This is a genomic window from Leucobacter tenebrionis (genome assembly GCF_019884725.1).
In the GTDB taxonomy this organism is placed as follows: domain Bacteria; phylum Actinomycetota; class Actinomycetes; order Actinomycetales; family Microbacteriaceae; genus Leucobacter; species Leucobacter tenebrionis.
Window position 1 is genome coordinate 52,987 of sequence record NZ_CP082322.1, and the last position, 21,597, is coordinate 74,583.

16 protein-coding genes and 2 pseudogenes are annotated in these 21,597 nt (G+C 70.7%); 11 read left to right on the forward strand and 7 right to left on the reverse strand.

Annotated features, from left to right (window positions below; all coding sequences use genetic code 11):
* Positions 1-21: 21 nt before the first annotated feature.
* From KVY00_RS00265 to KVY00_RS00285, 5 genes are all read right to left on the reverse strand, one after another.
* On the reverse strand, positions 22-1,236 hold the full coding sequence (locus KVY00_RS00265; RefSeq protein ID WP_223043787.1) for an NAD(P)/FAD-dependent oxidoreductase: 1,215 nt from the start codon (positions 1,234-1,236) through the stop codon (positions 22-24).
* 117 nt (positions 1,237-1,353) lie between these two features.
* Entirely contained in the window at positions 1,354-2,763 is a 1,410-nt protein-coding gene (locus KVY00_RS00270) for a threonine/serine exporter family protein (protein ID WP_223043788.1), read from the reverse strand.
* Between the two features lie 28 nt (positions 2,764-2,791).
* Complete coding sequence (locus KVY00_RS00275) at positions 2,792-3,661, reverse strand: metal ABC transporter permease (RefSeq protein WP_223043789.1); 870 nt, start codon at positions 3,659-3,661, stop codon at positions 2,792-2,794.
* Complete coding sequence (locus tag KVY00_RS00280; RefSeq protein ID WP_223043790.1) at positions 3,658-4,410, reverse strand: metal ABC transporter ATP-binding protein; 753 nt, start codon at positions 4,408-4,410, stop codon at positions 3,658-3,660. The genes KVY00_RS00275 and KVY00_RS00280 overlap by 4 nt, the downstream gene beginning before the upstream one ends.
* Positions 4,407-5,480: a metal ABC transporter substrate-binding protein gene (locus KVY00_RS00285; RefSeq protein WP_223043791.1), complete on the reverse strand. Its 1,074-nt coding sequence runs from the start codon at positions 5,478-5,480 to the stop codon at positions 4,407-4,409. Before KVY00_RS00285 ends, KVY00_RS00280 begins: the two co-directional genes overlap by 4 nt.
* Positions 5,481-5,734: 254 nt before the next feature.
* Here KVY00_RS00285 and KVY00_RS00290 point away from each other — a divergent pair, with 254 nt between their 5' ends.
* The 7 genes from KVY00_RS00290 to KVY00_RS00320 all read left to right on the forward strand — a co-directional run bounded on the left by KVY00_RS00290 (position 5,735) and on the right by KVY00_RS00320 (position 15,215).
* Positions 5,735-7,648 (forward strand): BCCT family transporter, encoded by a 1,914-nt coding sequence (locus KVY00_RS00290; RefSeq protein ID WP_223043792.1) that lies wholly within the window; start codon positions 5,735-5,737, stop codon positions 7,646-7,648.
* Positions 7,649-7,728: 80 nt separating this feature from the next.
* Positions 7,729-8,628: an ABC transporter ATP-binding protein gene (locus KVY00_RS00295; RefSeq protein ID WP_223043793.1), complete on the forward strand. Its 900-nt coding sequence runs from the start codon at positions 7,729-7,731 to the stop codon at positions 8,626-8,628.
* The gene (locus KVY00_RS00300) at positions 8,628-10,220 is read left to right on the forward strand and encodes an ABC transporter permease (RefSeq protein WP_255572690.1); all 1,593 of its coding nucleotides are present in this window, start codon (positions 8,628-8,630) and stop codon (positions 10,218-10,220) included. The genes KVY00_RS00295 and KVY00_RS00300 overlap by 1 nt, the downstream gene beginning before the upstream one ends.
* Before the next feature lie 69 nt (positions 10,221-10,289).
* Positions 10,290-11,087: an ATP-binding cassette domain-containing protein gene (locus tag KVY00_RS00305; protein ID WP_223043794.1), complete on the forward strand. Its 798-nt coding sequence runs from the start codon at positions 10,290-10,292 to the stop codon at positions 11,085-11,087.
* A complete protein-coding gene (locus tag KVY00_RS00310; protein WP_223043795.1) occupies positions 11,087-11,818 on the forward strand; it encodes an ATP-binding cassette domain-containing protein in 732 nt (243 codons plus the stop codon). Before KVY00_RS00305 ends, KVY00_RS00310 begins: the two co-directional genes overlap by 1 nt.
* A 20-nt stretch (positions 11,819-11,838) precedes the next feature.
* The gene (locus KVY00_RS00315) at positions 11,839-13,368 is read left to right on the forward strand and encodes an ABC transporter substrate-binding protein (RefSeq protein WP_223043796.1); all 1,530 of its coding nucleotides are present in this window, start codon (positions 11,839-11,841) and stop codon (positions 13,366-13,368) included.
* A gap of 14 nt (positions 13,369-13,382) precedes the next feature.
* Positions 13,383-15,215, forward strand: a complete 1,833-nt coding sequence (locus KVY00_RS00320; protein ID WP_255572691.1) for an ABC transporter permease subunit — start codon at positions 13,383-13,385, stop codon at positions 15,213-15,215.
* On the opposite strand, the gene KVY00_RS00325 is transcribed toward KVY00_RS00320, so the two are convergent.
* Together KVY00_RS00325 and KVY00_RS00330 are read right to left on the reverse strand one after the other, a co-directional pair.
* Positions 15,137-16,243, reverse strand: coding sequence for a magnesium and cobalt transport protein CorA (locus KVY00_RS00325; protein WP_223043797.1), 1,107 nt, complete (start codon positions 16,241-16,243; stop codon positions 15,137-15,139). The genes KVY00_RS00320 and KVY00_RS00325 overlap by 79 nt on opposite strands.
* 127 nt (positions 16,244-16,370) lie before the next feature.
* Positions 16,371-17,270 (reverse strand): TIGR01777 family oxidoreductase, encoded by a 900-nt coding sequence (locus tag KVY00_RS00330; protein ID WP_223043798.1) that lies wholly within the window; start codon positions 17,268-17,270, stop codon positions 16,371-16,373.
* Positions 17,271-17,407: 137 nt separating this feature from the next.
* Here KVY00_RS00330 and KVY00_RS00335 point away from each other — a divergent pair, with 137 nt between their 5' ends.
* The 4 genes and pseudogenes from KVY00_RS00335 to KVY00_RS15690 form a co-directional block, all read left to right on the forward strand.
* Positions 17,408-19,189 carry a protein adenylyltransferase SelO gene (locus KVY00_RS00335; protein ID WP_223043799.1) on the forward strand — a complete coding sequence of 594 codons (1,782 nt, stop codon included), beginning with the start codon at positions 17,408-17,410 and terminating at the stop codon, positions 19,187-19,189.
* Positions 19,190-19,722: 533 nt separating this feature from the next.
* A pseudogene (locus KVY00_RS15630) lies at positions 19,723-20,124 on the forward strand (HNH endonuclease signature motif containing protein); the annotation flags it as partial.
* A 264-nt stretch (positions 20,125-20,388) separates the two neighbouring features.
* On the forward strand, positions 20,389-21,183 hold the full coding sequence (locus tag KVY00_RS15505; protein ID WP_255572693.1) for an HNH endonuclease signature motif containing protein: 795 nt from the start codon (positions 20,389-20,391) through the stop codon (positions 21,181-21,183).
* Positions 21,184-21,436: 253 nt separating this feature from the next.
* A pseudogene (locus tag KVY00_RS15690) lies at positions 21,437-21,535 on the forward strand (oxidoreductase); the annotation flags it as partial.
* Positions 21,536-21,597 lie beyond the last annotated feature (62 nt).

Sequence of the window (21,597 nt, forward strand, 5' to 3'; positions counted from 1 at the left end):
GACCGAGGATCGAGGCCCGGGTCAGCCTCCGGTCTCGCCGTCCTCCGTCGGGATGCGCCGTCGAAGGGCCTCGGGATCCGTTCCGTCGGCGTGCTCGATGGCCTCGCGCGCGGCATCGCGGCTCCCCTGCACGTTCCAGAGGAGCACTCCCGCGACGCGGTCGCCGTCGAGGTAGTACACGACTCCGCGGTCGCCGTCCCAGCGCTCGACGGTTTCGAGGGAGGAGTCGAGCGAGCCCACCGCCTCGTAGCGGTTGCCGAAGACCACCGAGTAGAAGTACGGGGTGTGATCGTAGGGTTCGTCTGCGCCGGCGAGATTGCGGCCGGCCTGGTGCCCCATCTCGACGGCGTTGTCGACGTGCTCGATGCGGCGGCGCCCCAGAATGGCGTCGGGGTAGGAGGCGATATCGCCCGCGGCGAAGATCCGAGGATCGCTCGTGCGCAGCCGATCGTCGACGAGCACCCCGTCGCCGGTGTCGAGTCCGGCTCGTTCCGCCAGTTCGATGTTCGGGGTCACTCCGACGCCGACGACGGCGGCATCGCACTCCACGACCGCTCCGGTGGAGAGGAAGAGGCGGATCGGGCCGGGTGAGTCGACCTCCGCGGCCTCGACCCTGGCGCTCGGCACCAGGGTCACGCCAGCCCGCTCGTACAGCCCCTGAAAGCGCTCCGCCAGGTCGGCAGGGAACTTCGCGCCGCCGAGCACCTCGTCGGGGAAGACCAGGGTGACCTCGGTATCGTTCTGCGCGAGGGCGGCCGCCAGCTCGGTGCCGATGAAGCTGCCGCCGATCACGGCCACCCGCCGCTGATCGCCGGAGAGCTCGCGCAGGCGTCGGTAGTCCTCGACCGAGCGAAAGTAGACGATCCGCTCGTCTTCGGGGAGCTCGAGCCTGTTGGGTGTGCCCCCGGTCGCGAGCAGCAGCTGCTCATAGCGGATCGTGAGGCCGTGCTCGGTGCGAACGGTGCGCTCGGAGCGATCGATGTCGACCGCCCGCTCTCCGGCGTGCCTGGTCGCCCCCGTATCCGCTTCGGTGTCGAGCCATGCGTCGTCGAACGCGAACGACGCGTCGGTCCACAGCTTCTTCGAGAGGGCGGGGCGGGCGACGGGCGGGGTCTCCTCCTCCGCGACGATGCCGATCGTCCCCTCGGGATCGAGCTCGCGAATGCCGCGGGCGGCGCTGTCCGAGACCATACCGCCGCCGATGATCAGATATCGGTACTCGCTGTAATCAGACATGACCTCACGGTAACGAGGTCGGCCGTGCCCGCGGCAGGGCCTTGCCAATGTACGAGTTCAGGTGCTACCCGGCGGTCGCAGGTATGGCTCCCGGGGACACGAGGCGGATCCCGATTCTCACTCAGATACCGCGCCGCCCGATCCCGAGCTGCGATCCCGCATGCCGAGCCCCGCCAGGTAGGAGCCCAGCGCGACCCCCGTGCCGATGCCGAGGCAGATCGCAGCCGCATGGGCGAAGTGGCCGAGACCGGTGCCGCCTCCCATCTCCTGCAGGATGCCGAAGAAGACCGGGATGCCGGGCAGCAGCGCGCCCGTGATGCCCATGAGCGCCAGCACCTGCTGGGGGTAGCCGGTGCGGGCCGCGATGAACGTGCTCACCACGCCGAGCACGAGCGCGGCGAAGGAACTCGCCCAGAGCACGGGCACCCCGAAGACGAGCAGCAGGGCCTGGCTCACGGCGCCCGTCACGAGGCCGAGCCCCGCGGCCGGCATCACGAGGGGCGCGCGGCCCCCGTTGGCGAAAGCGTTCGCGATCGCCCCCAGCGCGGAGAAGACGAGCACCAGGTACCAGGGCAGGCTGGGCAGCGAGTCGAGCCTGGGGTGCTCCATCCCGAGGGCTTCGCCGAGCGTGAAGGTGAAGGCGCCGCCGATGAAGATGCCGAGTGCCGCCATGCCGACGCTCGCGACGCGGGAGAGCGCCGAGATGTAGTCGGCCTCGACGGCATCGGTCACGGCCCCGATCACCTGGGGCAGGGGCAGCAGGAGCAGCCAGTTCACCGCGATCGCGACGGCGGCGCCCACGGGGTCGACGAAATCGAGCTGCACGAGCAGCGTCGCGAACGCACCCGCGGCCGAGCTCTGCACCGCGATCGTGAGCACCTTCGGCGGGCGCAGGCCGCCGAGTGTGAAACCGACGCCCGACGAGAGGATCTGCAGCGCCGCGGCCGCGACCCATGCCCGCCAGCTCACCCCGACCTGCATGCTGATGAAGAACGCGAGCATGGTCATGCCGAGCGCGACGGCCCATCCCGGGGCTGCGGTGTCGCGCAGGCGCCGGAGCTCTGCTCGAGCCTCAGCGAGGACGGGCTCGGATGCGCTGCCGGCAGCTGTGCGCCCGCAGTCGGCCTCGGGATCGCCGCCGCCCTCGGGCTCGCCGCCGTCCCGTGTGCGTCCGCCGCCGACCTCGGTGCGCGCGCCGCCGCCCTCCGCGCGCTCCGCGACCTCGACGAGCGCCTTCGAGCGGGTGCAGTCGATGAGGTCGAGGGCCCGTGCGGTTCCGGTCACCGACACCGTGGTGCCGTCGTCGAGTGCCTTCTCGATGCTCAGCATCCGGCCGAAGGCGCTGAAGTCCGCCTCTCCGAGTCCGAGTGCGCGGGCGTGCCGGGCGAGCTCCCGCGTCGTCTGCGCGCTGGTCAATCCCGACTCGAGCAGACCGTATCCGAGCTCGGAGAGCAGCTCCAACCGAGCCCGCACCTCGCTGGCGCTGAGGGGCCGCGAATCAGCGGCGGGGGCGTCCCTGTGAGGCATGCCTCGATTGTAGGGGTCGCGAGCGCCCCTACTGTGCGGCGGTCCGCGCTCGCCGTCGCGCGAGCAGCCGGGTCGCGATGAGTCCCTGCCTGGGCCCGAAGAGATAGGCGAGCGCGAAGGCCGCGCCCTGGGCGAGCACGATCATGGGCCCCGAAGCGGTGTCGAGATAGTAGCTCGCGTAGAGACCGATGAACGCGCAGGCCGCGGCGACGGTCGGGGCGAGCAGCAGCATCCGGGCGAAGCGGTCGGTCAGCAGGTAGGCGGTCGCCCCGGGGATGATGAGCATCGCGACGACGAGGATCACGCCCACCGCCTGCAGGGCGACGACCGAGGTCATGGCGAGCAGGCCGAGCAGGATCGCGCCGAGCACCCTCGGGCGGAGGCCGATCGCGTGCGCGTGGGTGGGATCGAACGCGAAGAGGGTGAAGTCGCGGCGCTTGATCACCAGCACCGCGAGCACGAGTGCGCCCAGCGCCGCGATCTGCAGCAGGTCGGCCTGGGATACCCCGAGGAGATTTCCGAAGATGATGTGCGTGAGGTCGGTCTGCGAGGGCACCACCGAGATGATCACGAGGCCGAGTGCGAACAGCGTCGTGAAGACGATCCCGATCGCCGCGTCCTCCTTCACCCGGCTCGTGTCGCGCACCGCTCCGATGAGTGCGACGGCGAGCATCCCGAACACCACGGCGCCGAGGGCGAAGGGGGCGCCGACGAGGTAGGCGAGCGCGACCCCCGGCAGCACGGCGTGCGACACGGCGTCGCCCATCAGGGACCAGCCGATGAGCACCAGCCAGCAGGAGAGCACGGCGCACACCACGGAGGCGATGAGCGCGGTGAGGAGCGCGCGGGCCATGAAGTCGTAGCCGAGCGGCTCGAGGAGGAGGTCGAGGGGGTTCATGCGCGATCCTCCCCGCCCATCACGTCGAGTCCGAACGCGAGTGCGAGCGATTCGGGCCGCAGTACCTCGCGCGGAGCGCCGTGCATGAGCACGCGGCGCATCAGCAGGATCGCCTCGTCGGCGAGCGTCGGCAGCGCGTGCAGATCGTGGGTGGAGACGAGGATCGTGCGTCCGTCGGCGGCGAGCTCGCGCAGCAGGCGGGTGATCGTCGCCTCGGAGCGCTTGTCGACGCCCGCGAACGGCTCGTCGAGCAGCAGTGTTGTGGCCCCCTGCGCGATCCCGCGGGCGACGAAGGCGCGCTTGCGCTGGCCCCCCGAGAGTCGCCCGATCTGTCGGTCGGCGTAGTCGGTGAGCTCGACGCGCTCGAGTGCGTGATCGACCGCTCGCCGGTCGTCGCGGCGGGGACGGCGCGTGATCCCGAGGCGGCCGTAGCGCCCCATCATGACGACGTCGCGCACGGAGACGGGGAAGGCCCAGTCGACGTCTTCGCTCTGCGGCACGTAGCCCACGCGGCCGGCACGGAGCGCACGTGCGGGCGGATCGCCGTCGATGAGCACCGACCCCGAGTCAGGGCGGATCATGCCCATGATCGTTTTGAACAGCGTCGACTTGCCCGAGCCGTTCATGCCGATGAGGCCGCAGACTCGACCGGAGGCGAGGGAGAAGTCGACGCCGTCGAGGGCGGTCACCTCGCCGTAGCGCACGGTGAGCCCGGAGACGCTGAGTGCGGGAGCGGTCGTGCCGGTCATGCTTCGCCCCCGTTCGGAGCGGACGCGCCGGTCGGAGTTGCTGCCCCGGTCAGAGTTGCTGCCTCGTTCGGAGCTGTTGCCTCGCCCAGCGCAGCCGCCTCGGCCGGCGCGTCAGCGTCGTTCGGCGCCTCCGCCCCCGTCAGCGCGTCGGCGATGAGCTCCGCGTCGTGGCGGATGAGCTCGAGGTAGCTCGGCACGGGCCCGTCGGGTTCGGAGAGCGAATCCACGTACAGCGTCCCGCCGAACTCCGCGTCGGTGGACTCGACGACCTGCCGCATGGTCTTGTCCGAGACCGTCGACTCGCAGAACACGGCTGGGACCTCGTTGCTCCTGACGAAGTCGATCACCGAGGCGATCCGCTGCGGGGTCGCCTGCTGCTCGGCGTTGACCGCCCAGATGTAGCGCTCGGTGAGGTCCGCGTCCCTGGCGAGGTAGGAGAAGGCGCCCTCGCAGGTGACGAGCGCGCGCTGCTGCTCGGGGAGGGACGAGAGGTCGGTCACGAGCTCCTGCTGCACGGCGACCAGCTCGGCGCTGTACGCCTCGCCGTTGGTGGCGTAGTCGGAGGCGTGCTGCGGATCGAGCTCGCTGAATGCGTCGACGATGTTGTCGACGTAGATCCGGGCGCTTTCAGGGCTCATCCAAGCGTGAGGGTTGGGAAGGCCCTCGTTCGTGTCGTCGGCGATCGGGATGGGATCGACACCCTCGCTCAGCACGCGGTGGGGCACATCGAGGTCGGCTACGAACTGCTCGAACCACGCCTCGAGGCCGAGGCCGTTATCGAGGATCAGGTCGGCCTCGGCGGCTTTGCGGATATCGCTGGGGGTGGGTTCGTACCCGTGGATCTCGGCCCCCGGCTTGGTGATCGACTCGATGCGCAGGTGATCTCCCGAGACGTTCCGGGCCATGTCCGCGAGCACCGTGAAGGTGGTGAGCACGACCGGTCGTCCGTCGTCGGCCTCCGGGCTCACGGGGGCCTCTTGACCGCACGCCGTGAGGGCCGTGGACAGCAGCAGTCCGGCGACGAGCGCGAGGGCTCCGCGCGATGCCGGGCGTGAGGGGCGGGACGACATGGATCTCCTTCGCGTGCTTCGGATCGAGCGCGGACGATGCGCCTCGATCTGGATTCGATGGTACCTCATCATAAAGTTCGACATGGCGAACTTTCAAGTTCACTTGCATCGGGATTGCGTCCGCACATGGTGAAACGCGCCGTCGCAGCGCTCTCGACGACCTGCTGTCCCTTGGGCTCGGCTTGCAATAGCACCCGCAGCCCGCAAAGGTAGAAAGGTCGAATTTGTTCGTCGAACGAGATAGGGGAACGACGATGAGCTCAACCGAGCGGCCGCGCGAGGACGGCGGGACGCAACCCGAGGCGGGGCACGAGGCCCCGTTCGACGCGGGTGCGCCGTCCTCCGCCGAGCCGGTCACCGGAGCGGCCGCCGCATTCCCCGCCGAGCCGGGGATCCCGAGCACCGTCCACCTCCCGCTCTCCGTGCACATCGCCGAGGACGACTCCGACGCGCGCATCACCGAGAAGCTGCGACGTCACGGCGTGCGCATCGGCAAGGGCATGATCTCGCCCGGCGTCTTCTGGCCGGCGCTCATCGTGATCCTGCTGGTCTCGCTCTTCGCGATCCTCGCTCCGAGTGCGGCGGACGCCGTGTTCACCGCCGTGCAGGGCTGGATCGTCGCGCACCTCGGCTGGTACTACATGATCGTCGTCGCGGTGTTCATCGGCGTGGCCGCCTTCATCGCGTTCTCCCGGCTCGGCAGGATCCGCCTCGGCCGTGACGACGATACGCCCGAGTTCGGCGTGCTGTCGTGGTTCTCGATGCTGTTCGCTGCGGGCATGGGCATCGGTCTCGTCTTCTACGGGGTGGGGGAGCCGCTCACCTACGCGACCGTGCAGCCGAAGCCCGGCTGGGAGGGGAGCGAGGGCGAGTTGGCCGGCCTCGCGATGGCGCAGACCTTCGTGCACTGGGGGCTGCACCCGTGGGCGATCTACGCGATCATCGGCCTGTCGATCGCCTACGCGATCCACAGGCGCGGGCGGCCCGTCTCGATCCGATGGGCGCTCGAGCCGCTGTTCGGCGAGCGGGTGAAGGGGTGGACCGGCGATGTGATCGACGTGCTCGCGATCTTCGGCACCGTCTTCGGCGTCGCGACCTCGCTCGGCCTCGGGGTGCAGCAGATCTCCGCGGGCATGGCCGAGATCGGGGTCGTCGATACCGTCAGCAACACGATGCTCGTGGTGCTGATCCTCGTCATCACGCTCATCGCGATGATCTCGGTGATCAGCGGTATCGGGGCCGGCATGAAGTGGCTCTCGAACATCAACCTGTCGATGGCCGGTGTGCTGCTCATCAGCGTGCTGCTGCTCGGCCCCACGCTCTTCCTGTTCCAGAACCTCACCGAGTCGATCGGCTTCTACCTCGCGAATGTCATGCAGATGACGTTCGACGTGGGCGCCTATCAGCGCGGTGAGGCCACGAGCTGGTTCTCGGACTGGACGATCTTCTACTGGGGATGGTGGATCTCGTGGTCGCCCTTCGTGGGCATCTTCATCGCGCGCATCTCTCGCGGTCGCACGGTGCGCGAGTTCATCGCGGGGGTCATGCTCGTGCCCACGATCGTCGGCATGATCTGGTTCTCGGTGATGGGCGGCGCCGGCCTCTTCCGGCAGCTGTTCGGCCAGGGCGACCTCGTCGAGGGCGGCGAGGTGCACGTCGAGAGCGCGCTGTTCAAGGTGCTCGGCGACCTGCCGCTCGGCACGATCCTCTCCGTCATCGGGATCCTGCTCGTCGCGATCTTCTTCATCACCTCGTCGGACTCCGGTTCGCTCGTGGTCGACATGCTCGCCTCGGGCGGTCACCCCAACCCGCCGACCTGGTCGCGGGTGCTCTGGTCGGTTCTCGAAGGCGTGGTGGCGATCGCCCTGCTGCTCGCGGGCGGTCTGAAATCGCTCCAGGCGGCGGCTCTCGCGACGGCGCTGCCGTTCAGCGTGGTGCTGCTGCTCATGGCCTGGGCGACGCTGCGGGCTCTGCGCATCGATGACCGGGTGCTCGAGCGGGCCGAGCGGATCGCGCGCCTGGAGCGGGTCACCGAGCACGTCTCGCACGAGCTCGCGGGCTCGATCACCGATATCCCCGAGCTCGAGACCTGGGTGGACGACCGCATCGACTACCGCCTCACCCGCACCCGCGGCGCCTTCGGGAGGCGATCGCCGGAGAAGCGCTAGGTCGATCCGTCGGCCGCCGAGGTCGAGCGCGGGGTTACACTGCTCTCACACGCGAAGACCGGCGGAAGCGAGGCGCACTGATGGGCACGGACGCAGTGATCGATGTGCGGGGGCTGACCAAGTCCTTCGGCAGATTCCGAGCCCTGAACGGCCTCGACCTGTCGGTGGAGCGGGGGAGCGTGCACGGCTTTCTCGGCCCCAACGGTGCCGGCAAGTCGACCACGATCCGCGTGCTGCTCGGTCTGCTGCGGGCCGACGGCGGCGCGGCGACCGTGCTCGGTCGCGATCCGTGGCGCGATGTGGTGGAGCTCCATCGCAGACTCGCCTACGTGCCCGGCGACGTGTCGCTGTGGCCGGGCATGACCGGGGGTGAGGCGATCGACCTGCTCGGGTCGTTGCGCGGAGGTCTGGACGAGCGCCGGCGCGCGGAACTGGTGGAGCGGTTCGAGCTCGACCCGACGAAGCGGGGGCGCCAGTACTCGAAGGGCAACCGGCAGAAGGTCGCGATCGTCGCGGCGCTCGCCTCGGACGTCGAGCTGCTGATCCTCGACGAGCCGACGAGCGGCTTGGACCCGCTCATGGAGAACGTGTTCCAGGAGGTGATCGGCGAGGCCAGGGCGCGCGGCGCGTCCGTGCTGCTGTCGAGCCACATCCTCGCGGAGGTCGAGTCGCTCGCCGACCGGCTCTCGATCATCAGGGACGGGAGGATCGTGGAGACCGGCACGCTCGCCGAGCTGCAGGGCCAGGCCCGCACCTCGATCCACGCCACGCTCGAGCGCGTGCCCCGGCCGGCCGAACTCGCGTCGCTGCACGACGTGCGCCTGGACGGCAACCGGCTCACCGCGACCGCCGACGCCAATCGCGTGGGCGAGGCGATGACGCTGCTCGCGCCGTACGGGCTGGTGTCGCTCACGGTGGAGCCGCCGTCGCTGGAGTCGCTGTTCCTGCGGCTCTACGATGCAGACGCTGCGAGCGCCTGATGGGCGCCCTCGCCGGGGCCGCGCCTCTGCTGCGCGCGTCCCTGAAGCACGAGGGGCGCGGCTTCGCGCCGTGGATCGTGATCGCCACCGCGCTGTCGGCCTCCTCGGTGCTCGTCTATCCGTGGGTATTCCCCGATCAGCAGGAACGCGCGGGCCTCGCCGCCGCGGTCGGCGCGAACCCCGCGCTCGGCCTGATCTTCGGGCCCGCGTTCGACCTCTCGACCGTCGACGGGTTCAACGCTTGGCGCTCCCTCGCCCTCGGCGGGTTCCTGACTGCGCTGGGCGCGATATTCGCAGTGGTGAGGGCCACTCGCGGGCAGGAGGATTCCGGGCAGGCGGAACTGCTCGCGTCCGGGGTGATGGGTCGCGCGACTCGACTCCTCGCCGGAGCGGGCCTCGCGGTCATCGGCTCGCTGCTGGTCGGCCTGATCGCCGGGGGCGTGACGGGGCTGTGCGGGGGCGACTGGCCATCCTCGATGCTGCTCGGGGCGACCTTCACCGCATCCGGGTGGATGTTCGCCGGGGTTGCGGCGGTCGCGGCGCAGCTGGGTGGCGATTCCCGCACCGCGAGCTCGATGGCCGTCGGCGTGCTCGGGGCACTGTTCGTGCTGCGCGGATTCGCGTACTCGATCGACGCCGGCGCCTGGGCGATCTGGGCGAACCCGCTGGGCTGGATGACGGAGACCCGCCCCGCGAACGGGAACCACTGGTGGCCGCTCCTCTACGCGCTCGCCTTCGCGGTCGTCGCGTTCGGGGTCGCGTTCGCGCTGCAGGCGCGCCGAGACTTCGGCCAGGGTGCCATCGCGCCCCGTCCCGGTCCCGCTCGCGGGGGAGTGCGCTCGACCTGGCGGCTGGCGCTCCGCCTGAACGCCGGCCCGATCATCACCTGGACGATCGCCTTCGCCGTGCTCGGGGTCGTGTTCGGGTACTTCGCCACCTCGATCCAGGACATCCTCGGCAAGGACAGCGCGGTCTCGCAGATCCTCGCCGCCGGGGCGACCACCCACGACGCGCTGATCTCGGCGTTCCTTGTCACGATCCTGAGCCTCGTCGGCATCCTCGCGGCGATCCCCGGGGTGCAGACCATGCTGAAGGTGCGGGGCGAGGAGATGGAGGATCGAGTCGAGCCCCTGCTGGCCGGAGCCGTCGCCCGTTCCCGCTACTACGGCGGAAACGTGCTCATCGCGCTCCTGGCTCCCGCCGCGTACGTGCTCATCGCGGGGGTCGTGATCGCATCCCTCGCGTCGAGTGCCGACATCGGCGTGCGCTTCGGCGACGCACTGCTGCAGGCGCTCGTGACGATCCCCGCCGTGTGGACCGTGGTCGCCGTGTCGGTCGCGGTGATCGGCGCGCGTCCGAAAGTGTCGCTCGCGGCCTGGGTCGGCGTGCTCGCCTCGTTCGTGCTCACTCTGCTCGGCCCGACGTTCAAGCTCTGGGATTGGGTGCTGGCGATCAGCCCGTTCTGGCACATCCCGAACGTCACCGAGACGGACGCGGACTGGTGGGGGCTCGTGTGGATCAGCCTCGTCACCCTGTTCTTCCTGCTCGTCGGGTTCGCCGGCTTCAGCCGTCGCGACCTCGCGCGGCAGTAGCTCGGCGAGTCGTTCTCCCTCCTCGCGATTTGCGCAGCGTTCTGTTCTTGATTGATAATCATTCTCATTATGGTTATCGACAATACTCGATGGGCAAGCGCCGGGCGACCGCCGACTCCGGGGGAGACCGCGCTCACGACGTCCGACACGACAGCCCTGCCCGACGCTCCGCTGCCAGACCTGCCCGACGCTCCGCTGCTCGCATTGCGCGACATCGTCGTGCGGGCGGAGGCGGACGGGCGGATCCTGCTGCGGATCCCGAAGCTCGATATCGCCGCCGGCGAGCGCGTCGTCGTCACGGGCCCCTCGGGCAGCGGGAAGTCCATGCTGCTGAGCTGCCTCTGCGGACGGTGGGCGGCGGGCTTGCGCGCCGAAGGAGAGCGTACGGCGAGCGGATCGCGGATCGGGTTCGTGCCGCAGCGCGGCCTCGATGCCCTCCACCCGCTCATTCCGCTCGGGCGGCAGCTGCGGAGCGTGACCGGCGCGAGCCCCGGGCGGATCGCCGAGGTGCTCTGCTCGGTCGGGCTCGATGATCCCGAGCTGGGGCGCAGGCGCCCCGCGGAACTCTCCGGCGGTCAGGCGCAGCGAGGCGCTCTCGCGCTTGCGCTGCTGACGCGGGCGCCGCTGATCCTCGCCGACGAACCCACCAGCGCCCTCGATCACGAATCGCGCGACCTCATGCTCGGCCTGTTGACCCGCATCGTGAACCCCGGCCAGGCACTGATCGTCGCGACCCACGACACCGTCGTCGCGGAAGCCATCGCCACACGTCACATCAGGGTGGTCGACGGACGCGTCACCGAGACCCCGGTCGGCGGGGCCCGGGATACCGGAGAACCGATCAGCGAGCACGAAGGCGCCGCGTGATGAACCCGCACGCCGCCACCGACGCATCGACCGCCGCTCCGGCCGTCGAGGTCCGCGGGGTCACCGCTTCCCATGGGCGGGGCGCCGGCTCCCGCACCGTGCTCGCCCCGACGAGCCTCACCGTTCACCGCGGCGAGTCGCTCGCCGTCGTCGGCCGATCCGGCGCGGGCAAGTCCACTCTCGCCGATATCGTGCTGGGCCTGCGAGCTCCGGCAACCGGAGCAGTCAGGGTGTCGGGGAACGAGTGGTGCGCGCCCTCGCTGCGGCCGGCGAAGCGCCTGCGTCGACTCGTGCAGGGCGTATCGCAGGATCCCGCGGCGTCCTTCGTGCCGCGCTGGTCGATCCGACGCGCCATCGAACAGGCCCTGCGCCGGCTCGCCCCCGTACCGGGCAACGGCGCCGGCGCTGCAGAGGTGGAATCACGTATCCGCCGCGCCGCCGAACTCGCCCACCTCGACCTCGAGCTGCTCGACCGCCGCCCCGCCGAGCTCTCCGGCGGACAGGCGCAGCGCGCCGCGATCGCGCGAGCGCTCGCGGTGGAGCCCGCAGTGCTCGTGGCCGACGAGCCGACCAGCGCACTCGACCCCGCGACGGCGCTCTCCGTCTCATCCGCGCTGCTCGCCGGCGTCGCGCAGGCCGGCATCGCGCTGCTCCTCGTCACCCACGATCCGGAGTTCGCCGCGCGCTGCTCCCGAACGATGACCATCGTTTCACCGACCCGACCCGAATGACACACGAACAGGACCCATCGATGCCCCTCTCCAAGCCCAGATCCCGCTCCCTCGTGCTCGCAGCGATCCCGCTCGCCGGCATCCTCGCGCTCTCCGGTTGCTTCTCCGACGGGGGCGGCGACCACCGCGGCACCGGCGACCGCATCTCCGTCGCCCACATGCAACCGCCGCGCTCGGGCCTCAGCCCGCTGAGCGACGACGCGTTCAAGCTGTCCCGCTGGTCGGCGTCCGAGACGCTCGTGGTGCTCGACGAAGCGGGCGAGGCGCTGCCCGGTCTCGCATCCGAGTGGGAGCGCGAGAACGACCTGACCTGGCGCTTCACGATCCGCGACGGGGTCACCTTCCACAACGGGCAGCCGCTCACGGCCGATTCCGTGGTGAACTCCCTGCAGCACGCCGTCGACGCGACACCCGTGCCGCGCATCCTCGACGGGGTGCAGCTGACAGTGCGGACGGAGGGCGAGCACGAGGTGCGCATCGAGACGGGCGAACCCGATCCGCTGCTGCCGCACCGCCTGTCGAGCCCGCAGCTCGCGATCTTCGACGCAGCCGCCTACACGGAGAACGGCGTGAACCCCGTCGGCACCGGCACCGGGCCGTTCGAGATCGTCGACGTCGACGGCGTCTCGGGCGCCACCCTCGACCGATACGACGACTACTGGGGCGACCCCGCGATCGCGGATGGCATCGATGTGAAGTTCGTGCCCGACGGCACGGCTCGATCCGCCGCGCTGCGCACGGGCGAGGCCGACGTCGTCGAGGCGATCCCGGCCGGCCAGGCCGCCTCGGTCGACCAGGACCTGCTCACCGAGGTGCCCATGCCGCGCACCAACACGCTCTACCTGAACACCGAGACCGGTCCGTTCGCCGACCCCGCGGTGCGCGCCGCAGCCCGCGAGGCCATCGATCGCGCTGCGATCGTCGAATCGGTGTACGAGGGCCGCGCCGACGTCGCCGAGGGCCTGCTCGGCCCGGCACTGCCGTATGCCGCGGGCTTCCGCGCCGACGCCGACTACCGCGGACTGCTCGACGGCAGGGCCGACCCCGCGGAGGTCGACGGCGTGAGGATCACGCTCGGCACATTCACCGACCGGGCGGAGCTGCCGGAGGTCGCCGTGATGCTCGAGCAGCAGCTCGAAGCCGCCGGCTTCGACGTGCAGCAGGACGTGCGCGAGTACCAGTACATTGAAGCCGACGCCCTCGACGGAGTCTTCGACGCCTTCATCCTGTCCCGTGCGACGGTGCTCGACTCCGGCGATCCCGTGGCATACCTCGCCTCCGATTTCACTTGCGACGGCGGCTTCTCCATCTCGCAGCTCTGCTCTTCGAAGGTCGACGAGCAGATCCGGGTCGCCTCCGAGACGGAGGCCGGCGAAGAGCGGCAGCACAGCATCATGCTCGCCGAGGCGAGCGTGCTCGGCACCGATGCCGCGATCCCGCTGCTGCACGAGCGGGTGATCCAGGGAGAGGCGCTGAGCGTGCACGAAGCAGCCCGGGACCCCCGCGAGCGGATCCTCATCACCGCCGACACGCACCTCGACGCCGAATAGGAGAGACGGGCACCGTGAGGCACAGCAACACTCTCGGACTCCTCTCCCGCGTGCTCAGCGGGGTCGTGCTGCTGCTCGTCGCCGGGGCACTGCCCTGGCTGTCGCGGTTCGACCCCGCGGCCGCGGTTCTGCGCGCCCGCTACGCGGAGCTCGAGCCGACGCCCGAGGCTCTCGCAGCGATCCGGCAGGAGCTCGGGCTCGACGGCGGGCCGCTCGCCACGAGCCTGAGATGGTGGTCGGGAGTGCTGCGAGGAGACCTCGGCACCTCCTGGGTGAGCGGCGGGGAGATCGGTCCCGGCGTGTGGCAGGCGCTCGGCACCTCCGCGACGCTGACCCTGTTCGCCGGCGTCGTCGCTCTCGCGATCGCCACGGCCCTGGTCGTCCCCGCCGCCCTGCGCGTGCTGCGGGATCAGCCGCAGCGCGGCTCGGGGCCGGTGGGCGTCGCGCTCACCGCGCTCCCGGAGTTCCTGCTCGCGAGCGCGCTGCTCGTAGTGGTGGCCGTGCAGCTGCAGTGGCTGCCCCCGTACGGGTGGACGGGGTTCGGCACCGCGATCCTGCCGGCCCTCTCCCTGGGGGTGCCCGCGGGAGGTCTGCTCGGCCGCCTGCTCTCCGACGCCGTATCGGCCGTCGCCGAGGAACGCTGGGTGAACGTCTGGCGGCTTGCGCGGGCGCCGAGGCGGGTGATCCTCGCCGGCGTGCTCCGGCGGGCTGCTGCAGCGGTCGTCGACCAGCTCGGACTCGTGTTCATCGGCCTGCTCGGCGGAGCGGTCGCGGTGGAGCAGATCTTCGCGATCCCGGGTCTCGGGCGCTATCTGCTCGGCTCGGCGAACGCACAGGATCTGCCCGCGCTGCAGGCCGGAGTGCTGCTCATGGCGCTCGCCGCCGTGCTCGTCGGCGTGGTGACGACCCTCGCGAGGCGGCTGCTGCGCGGCGGCTCGCTGCCTCCCGGGTCGCTGCCGCCTCCTCCCGAGGCGCGCGGCGACGGCCGGACGGCGCGCTGGACCGCGGTGCTGACCGCCGCGGTGCTGCTCGCGATCCTCGCGTTCGGCCTGCCGCGCGATCCGTACTCGATCCTCTATCCGCGCCTTGCGCCGCCGAGCATGGAACTCCCGTTCGGGGCGGACGCCAGCGGGCGCGATCTGCTCGCCCGCGTGGCCCACGGCACCATCGGAACACTGACCCCCGCATTCCTGATCGTGCTGCTCGCGATCGTCGTCGGGTTGCTGCTCGCCGTGCTCGGCGAGGTAGCGCGCGGGCCGGCGGAGATCGCGAACGCGACGCCGCCGATCCTCGCCGGCGTGATCATCGCCGCGTTGCTCGGCCCGTCGGTGGGCGGGGCGGCGCTCGCCGTGCTGTGGGTGACGTGGCCACCGCTGACCGCGCACGCGGCGGCGCTCATCGATGAGGCGCTGGCGCTGCCGCACGTGCGCTGGTTGCCGCTGTCAGGCGTGTCGCGGTTCGAGATTTGGACGCGGCACGTGCTGCCCGCAACCGTGCCGCCGCTGCTGCGCCACGGCATGCTGCGGCTGCCGGGCGTCGCGCTCGCGCTCGCCGCCCTCGGCTTCCTCGGCCTCGGTGCGCAGCCGCCGCTGCCCGAGTGGGGGCTGCTGCTCTCCGAGGGCATCGATTACGTGGAGCGCGCGCCATGGACCACGGCCGCGCCCGCACTGGCGCTGATCCTCACCTCGGTATTCGCCGTCGCGCTCGCCGGCCTGCGGCGTGCGCGGACGCGGCATCCGCGGACATCGCGGCGTTCGCGAGCCGACCGTCACATCCATCTCTTCAGCTTGAACAGCACGTACAGCAGCACCGCGAACCCGACCATGCCGCCGACCGCGAGCGGGTAGCCCGCCGCCCAGTGCAATTCGGGCATCACGTCGAAGTTCATGCCGTACACCGCCGCGATGAGCGTCGGGGCGAAGAGGATCGCCGCCCAGCCCGAGATCTTCTTCATGTCCTCGTTCTGCCGCTGGGCCACGAGGGTCGCGTTGACGCTGAGGATCTGGGAGAGCGCGTCGCGCAGCTCGGTGGTCTCCGTGACCACGCGGGTGAGGTGATCGGAGACGTCCTGCAGGTAGGCCTGCAGGGCATCCGGGATCGCGTACTTGTCGGCGCCCTGCTGCAGCCGGTGCAGCACCCTGGTCAGCGCGGCGGTCGAGTGCAGCACATCGATCACCTCCTGACTGAGGTGGTAGATGCGCGCGGCGGCCGCCGCGTCCCCGCTGAAGACCTGGCGCTCGATCTGCTCCTTGTCGATCTGCACGCCGTCGAGCACGGGGAAGTAGCCGTCGACGATCGCGTCGAGCAGCTGATAGACCATGCCCTCGGGCCCGAGCCGCAGCAGGTGCTCGTGCTCGAGCAGGGGCGCCCCGATGCCGAGCGGGGCCTCGGGCTCCGGAGAGAACCCCGAGGGGATCTCGGTGCCGTCGACCAGTCGCCCGTCCTGGCAGACGATCACGAGCGCGCGCGGGCGCACGAGCAGATGGAACTCGCTGAACTCCACCTCCTCGCTCTCATCGATGTAGCGGGCCGAGCGCAGCACCAGGAACAGCACGTCGCCGTAGCGCTCGAGCTTGGGCCGCTGCCCGCCGTGCAGCAGGTCCTCGACCAGGAGCGGATGCAGCTGCCACGCCGACGCGAGCTCGGCGATGCTCTCGGGGGTCGGAGAAGACATCACGGTCAGCGACATGTGGGCCGGGTCCGCCTGCGTGAACGCGAGCGACTCGACGAGCGAGACGTCCCTTGAGACCTGGCGGGGGCGACCGTCGACGATGTGTCTGGTGAGGATCGGCGCCGCGGTCGTGCCGGTCGCGGCGGCAGCCCGAACCCCGCGGATGTTCCGCCGTACCGCGCGCTTCGCCCGCTGCTGTGCCATGTTCAGCCTCCTCCGCGGTGCCGTGCCCGCTCGCCCTTCCGACGTCTTCAGCCCGCTTCGCTCCGATTCGCCCTGCTTCGCTGCGACTCGCCCTGCTTCGCTTCGACTCGCCCCGACTCGCCCTGCTTCACCCCGCGAGCGCGGCGGCGATCGCCTGCGCGGCGGTCGGATGCTCGAACTCGAAACCGGAGCGCTCGAGCACCGCGGGGCGCACATCGGCATCCGCCAGCAGCAGCGACTCGGCGGCATCGCTGCCGAGCCCCAATCTTAGCGCCGGCGCCGGCGCGGGCAGCAGGTAGGGCCGGTGCAGCGCGGTGGCGAGCGCGCGGCCGATCTCGTCCGCGGAGGCGCGGGTCGGGCCGCAGAGATTGACCGGACCCTCGATGTCGGTGCCGATGAGATGCCGGATCGCCCGCACCTCGTCATCGAGCGAGATCCAGGGCCAGAGCTGCGTGCCCCGCCCGAGCGGACCGCTCAGCCCGAGACGCGCGAGGGCGATCATGGGTTTCAGCACGCCCTCCGCGTGCAGCAGCGGTGCGGTGCGCAGCAGCACGACCCTCGTGTGCCGTCCGGCGGCGAGCGCCTCGCGCTCCCACGCCCCGCACAGCTCGGCGAGGAATGTGGATCCCTGCGAGCTCGTCTCGTCGAGCGCCTCCCCGGGCCGGTCGCCGTAGTAGCCGACGGCGGAGGCGCAGAGGAACGCGGGGGCACGCGTGCCCAGCTCGCGCAGAGCCGTGGCGAGGGTGCGGGTCGGGATCAGCCGTGACTCCCGCAGGGTGCGGCGGTACGAGGCCGTCCAGGGCAGCCGGCCGATGCTCGCGCCGTTGAGGCAGATCACCGCGTCGGCGCCGTCGAGCACGGCGGGGTCGAGGTGCGCGGGCGCGGCCGTGAGCCATTCGACCTCGTGCGACCCGGCCGGCGGGCGCCGCACCAGGTGGGTGATCCGGAATCCCTCGGCCTGCAGCAACCAGGTGAGAGCACCGCCGATCAGTCCCGATCCGCCCGCGATCACCACGTGTCCGCCCATCGTCGCCCCCTGTCGTCGTGCCCGGTACGCCTGCGACAGCGGAGGAGCCACCGCTCCGGCCCACCGGCGCCGTGCTCCCGATCCTACGCCCGCCGTCACCTGAATGCGCGGGGAGGAACCGGGCGTACGCTCGGATCATGGCTACCACCGAGACCAGCGACGATACGAGCGTCGACCATCCGCGGACGGATCCCGCAGCCCCGCGTGAGCGGTCGCTCGGCGGCGGTCCGCTCGAGAGCGTCGAACTCGGCAGCTCGTTCGCGGATCGCATCCCCGAGCTCGCCCTGCCCTGGAAGGCGATGCGGCCCGAGCATCCGGCGATCCTCGCCCTGAATGAACCGCTCGCCCGCGAGCTGGGGATCGATCCAGGTTCCCTGCGAGGGGAGCGCGGCGTGCGCTGGCTGCTCGGCAACGAGCTCTCCGAGGGCAGCAGGCCCGTGGCGCAGGTCTACTCGGGGCATCAGTTCGGCGCCTACTCGCCGAGACTCGGCGACGGCCGCGCGCTGCTGCTCGGCGAGATCGTCGATGCGGCCGGGACCATGCGAGACCTGCACCTGAAGGGATCGGGCCGCACGCCGTTCGCGCGCGGCGGAGACGGCTTCGCCGCGGTCGGACCGATGCTGCGCGAGTACCTCATGGGTGAGGCCATGCACGCCCTCGGTATCCCCACGACCCGCGCGCTCACCGTCGTCGCGACGGGGCAGCGGGTCATGCGCGACGACTCGCTCGACCCGCTGCCCGGTGCCGTGCTCGCGAGGGTCGCGAGCAGCCACCTCCGCGTCGGCACCTTCCAGTACGCGCGATCCCTCGGGGACATCGAACTGCTGCGGCGCCTCGCCGACTTCGCGATCGAGCGGCACTACCCCGAGCTCGCAGCCCGAGAGCACCCCTATCTCGCGCTGCTGGAGGCTGTGATCGATGCGCAGGCGCGCCTCGTCGCCTCCTGGATGCTCGTCGGCTTCGTGCACGGCGTCATGAACACCGACAACATGACGATCTCAGGGGAGACCATCGACTACGGGCCGTGCGCGTTCATGGACGCGTACGACCCGGCGACGGTGTTCAGCTCGATCGACCATCGCGGCCGATACGCCTACGGGGCACAGCCGGCCGTCGCGGGATGGAATCTCACACGATTCGCCGAAGCCGTGCTGCCGCTGCTCTCGGACGACCCCGGCGAGGCCGAGCGGCTCGCGCTCGGGGCGCTGCAGCGCTTCGGGGGAGCCTACGACGAGGCCTGGACCGCGGGGATGCGGCGCAAGCTCGGTCTGGCGAGCGGGGACGCGGACCGGGCTGCCGGGGGCGCTGGGGCTGCTGGGGTCACTGGGACTGCTGGGGTCACTGGGGCTGCCGGGGCTGCTGAGGCCACTGGGGCTGCCGGGGGCAGCGGGGCCGCTGAGGCCGCCGGGACCGCCGATGATGAGGTCGCGCCGTCTGCCGATGATGAGTCGGTGGCCGCGCTCGCCGCGGAGCTGCTGCGCGAGTTGCACGAGCAGGGGCTGGATTACACGGGAGCGTTCCGCGCCCTCGCCGAGGCGGCCCGGGTGCGGGGCGGCCGGGGTGCCGGCGGTGTTGCTGGTGCTGGTGGCGCTGGTGCTGGCTCTGGCGGCGGTGCCGGGGGTGCGGAGCCCGAATCCTATGCGGAGCTGTTCCGAGACGGGAGGGAGCCGGGCCCCTGGTTCGAGCGCTGGCTCTCGCTCAGCCCCGATCCCGCTGCCATGGACGCGGTCAACCCGGTCTACATCCCTCGCAACCACCTCGTGGACGAGGCGCTCGTCGCGGCGACGGACGGGGATCTCGCCCCCTTCGAGGAGCTGCTCGATGCTGTGACGAGGCCGTACGCGGTGCGGCCCGGTCTCGAGCGGTATGCGGCTCCCGACCCCGAGGGGCGCCGTCACATCACCTACTGCGGGACGTGAGTTCTCCCGAGCATCGCCGCCGCTCCGCGCCGGTCCTGCAGGTTCTTCGAGTCCCCAGACTTCTGCGATGAAGATCCTTCGGCCGACGTGAATGCCTCGTCGAAGTTGATGCGGGGTTTATAAATATCCAGTTCAGGGGCTGATTTTCGTCCAAGAATGTCAGTGGTGGCTGCGAGACTGCGGTCATGCGAAATCTTCCGTTCCCCGATGGCAGCCCCCAGCTGCGCAGCCTGGGTGCGCTGGTGACAAGATATGCCGACGCGACTCGGCAGATCCGCAAGATCGAAGCGGAGCGGTTGTGGCTGCTCATCGAGATGGGGCGGCTCGCGCATGAGGAGTCGCTGCGTCTGGGGCGCCGGCCCTCCCGCAGCGACGGCGCTCCGGGCGACGATGCGGTCGGCGATGGGGGCGGCGGTGATAAGGCCGATGATGGCGGCCCCGGTGATAAGATCGGTGAGGGTGCCGTGGGTGATAGGCCCCCGGGCGGTGGAGCCCTCGGCGACGTGGCCAGTGTGAGCGGCGCGGCGGCTGAGATGAGCTACCGTACCGTGGCCGCGGAGGTGGGGTTCGCCGTGCGAACAGCGGATCGCGAGGTGATGCGCGACCTGGAGCTCGCGATGCGGCTCGACAGCGATCACCCGGTGCTGCACGAGCAGATGAGCGCGGGGCGGATCGGAGTGCCCCATGCTCGGGCGGTGGTCGATGCCGGCGGAATCATCGCGGAAGACCGGGATCGTGCCGCCTACGGAGCCGAGATGGCCGGGATCGCGGTGGAAGAGACCCCGAATCGGGTGAGACGTCTGGCGAGAGTGGTCGCTGCGAAGTACGTGCCCGAGCGTGAGGAGCGAGAACGAGTTGCGCAGCGTCTGCGTGCGCGAGTCGAAGTGGTCGACCTCGACGACGGGCTGGCGGAGTTGCGGGCGGTCATGGAGGCCGTGCATGCGCACGCGATCAAGGATCGTCTCACGAGGCAGGCCCGTTCAGTTCAGAGGCGCGAGCTGTCCTCTGCCCGAGATGCCGAAGGGCGGGCGGTGCGGGGGAGCCCTGCCGGTTGCCCGGGTGATGCCGGTCGTGCGGATGGTTCTGGTCGTGCGGCTGGTTCCGGTCCCGCGAGTAATGCCAGGAGCGCCGAAGTCGGAGCCGGCGGGGGAAGCAGCGGTGGGGACGGTGCCTCTCTGCGCGGATCCGAGGCGCGCGCAGTGGCTGGGGTGCGCCCGCTCGATCAGATCCGGGTGAGTATTCTCACCGATGAGCTGCTGCACGCGGCTCCTTCCAACGAGACTGGTGACGTTGATCTTTCCGGTGTCAGCGCCCGCATCCAGGTCACGGTCCCCGTCCTCGGCCTGTTGCCGGAGGAACAGCGCCCCGAGCATCGCACCGGTATCGCCGGGCTGCAGGGCGCGGCGATGCTCGCGGGTTGCGGGCCGATCGATACCGACACCGCGAGGTTTCTCGCGTCGATCCAGCCGACCTGGGACGCGGTGAGCTGCCACCCCGAAACCGGCGAAGTCCTGGCGGTCGACGCCTATCGGCCGAGCGAGGGCCTGCGGCGGCGGGTGTTCGCGCGTGACCAGCACTGCCGGTACCCGGGATGCCTCGTCGTTCCCCACCGTGCCGACATCGATCACGCAGTCGATGCCGCCCTCGGCGGGGCGACGGCCACCGACAACCTGCAGGTGCTGTGCCGCTACCATCACACGATCAAGCACAACACGGGAGTCGAGGCACGCATGCTCCCCGACGGCGAGATCCGCTGGGTCTCTCCGCTCGGCACGGTGATCACCGACAGGCCGCGCTCACGGGTAGCTTTCAGACCCGTGCCCCCGCATGACGAAGACCCGAGCCCACCGGGAGCCGGTCAGGCGCGTCGCGGGCGACACCCCGGTGCCTCGGCCGGGCCGAAGCCGCGAAGCCATCCAGGAGACAACGCTCGGGAGAAAGCTCGGGAGAAAGTTCGAGAGAAAGCCCTGAAGCCGGAAGAGTGTCCGTTCTGAACGCGTTCGCAGTTCTGTCCAGTACCTTGGCTGTCCGGCGCGCTCGTGAGGCGGCAAAGTGCTGCTACCGGTGGCGTCAGAGCGCGTGGCTTTCGAGCCGGTCGCGCCCTCGAAGGTATGGTGGCATAGAGAGTGCAGGTCCCGGTATGACCGGCCCGACACGCGAAGGAGCGCATCGTGGGGCTCGGGGTACGGGGAAGGCAGCGTACGTACGCCGCAGCACAGCCGGCACGAGCACAGGGAGGCATGCACCGTGACTGATTCTCAGCAGCGGTCCGCGATCGTCACCGGAGCCGCGAAGGGACTGGGAAGGGCGATCGCCCTCGAACTCGCGCGACGCGGGGAGCGGGTGGCCCTGCTCGACCTCGATGTCGAGGGCGCAGCCGAAACGGCGCGGCTGATCCGGGAAACGAT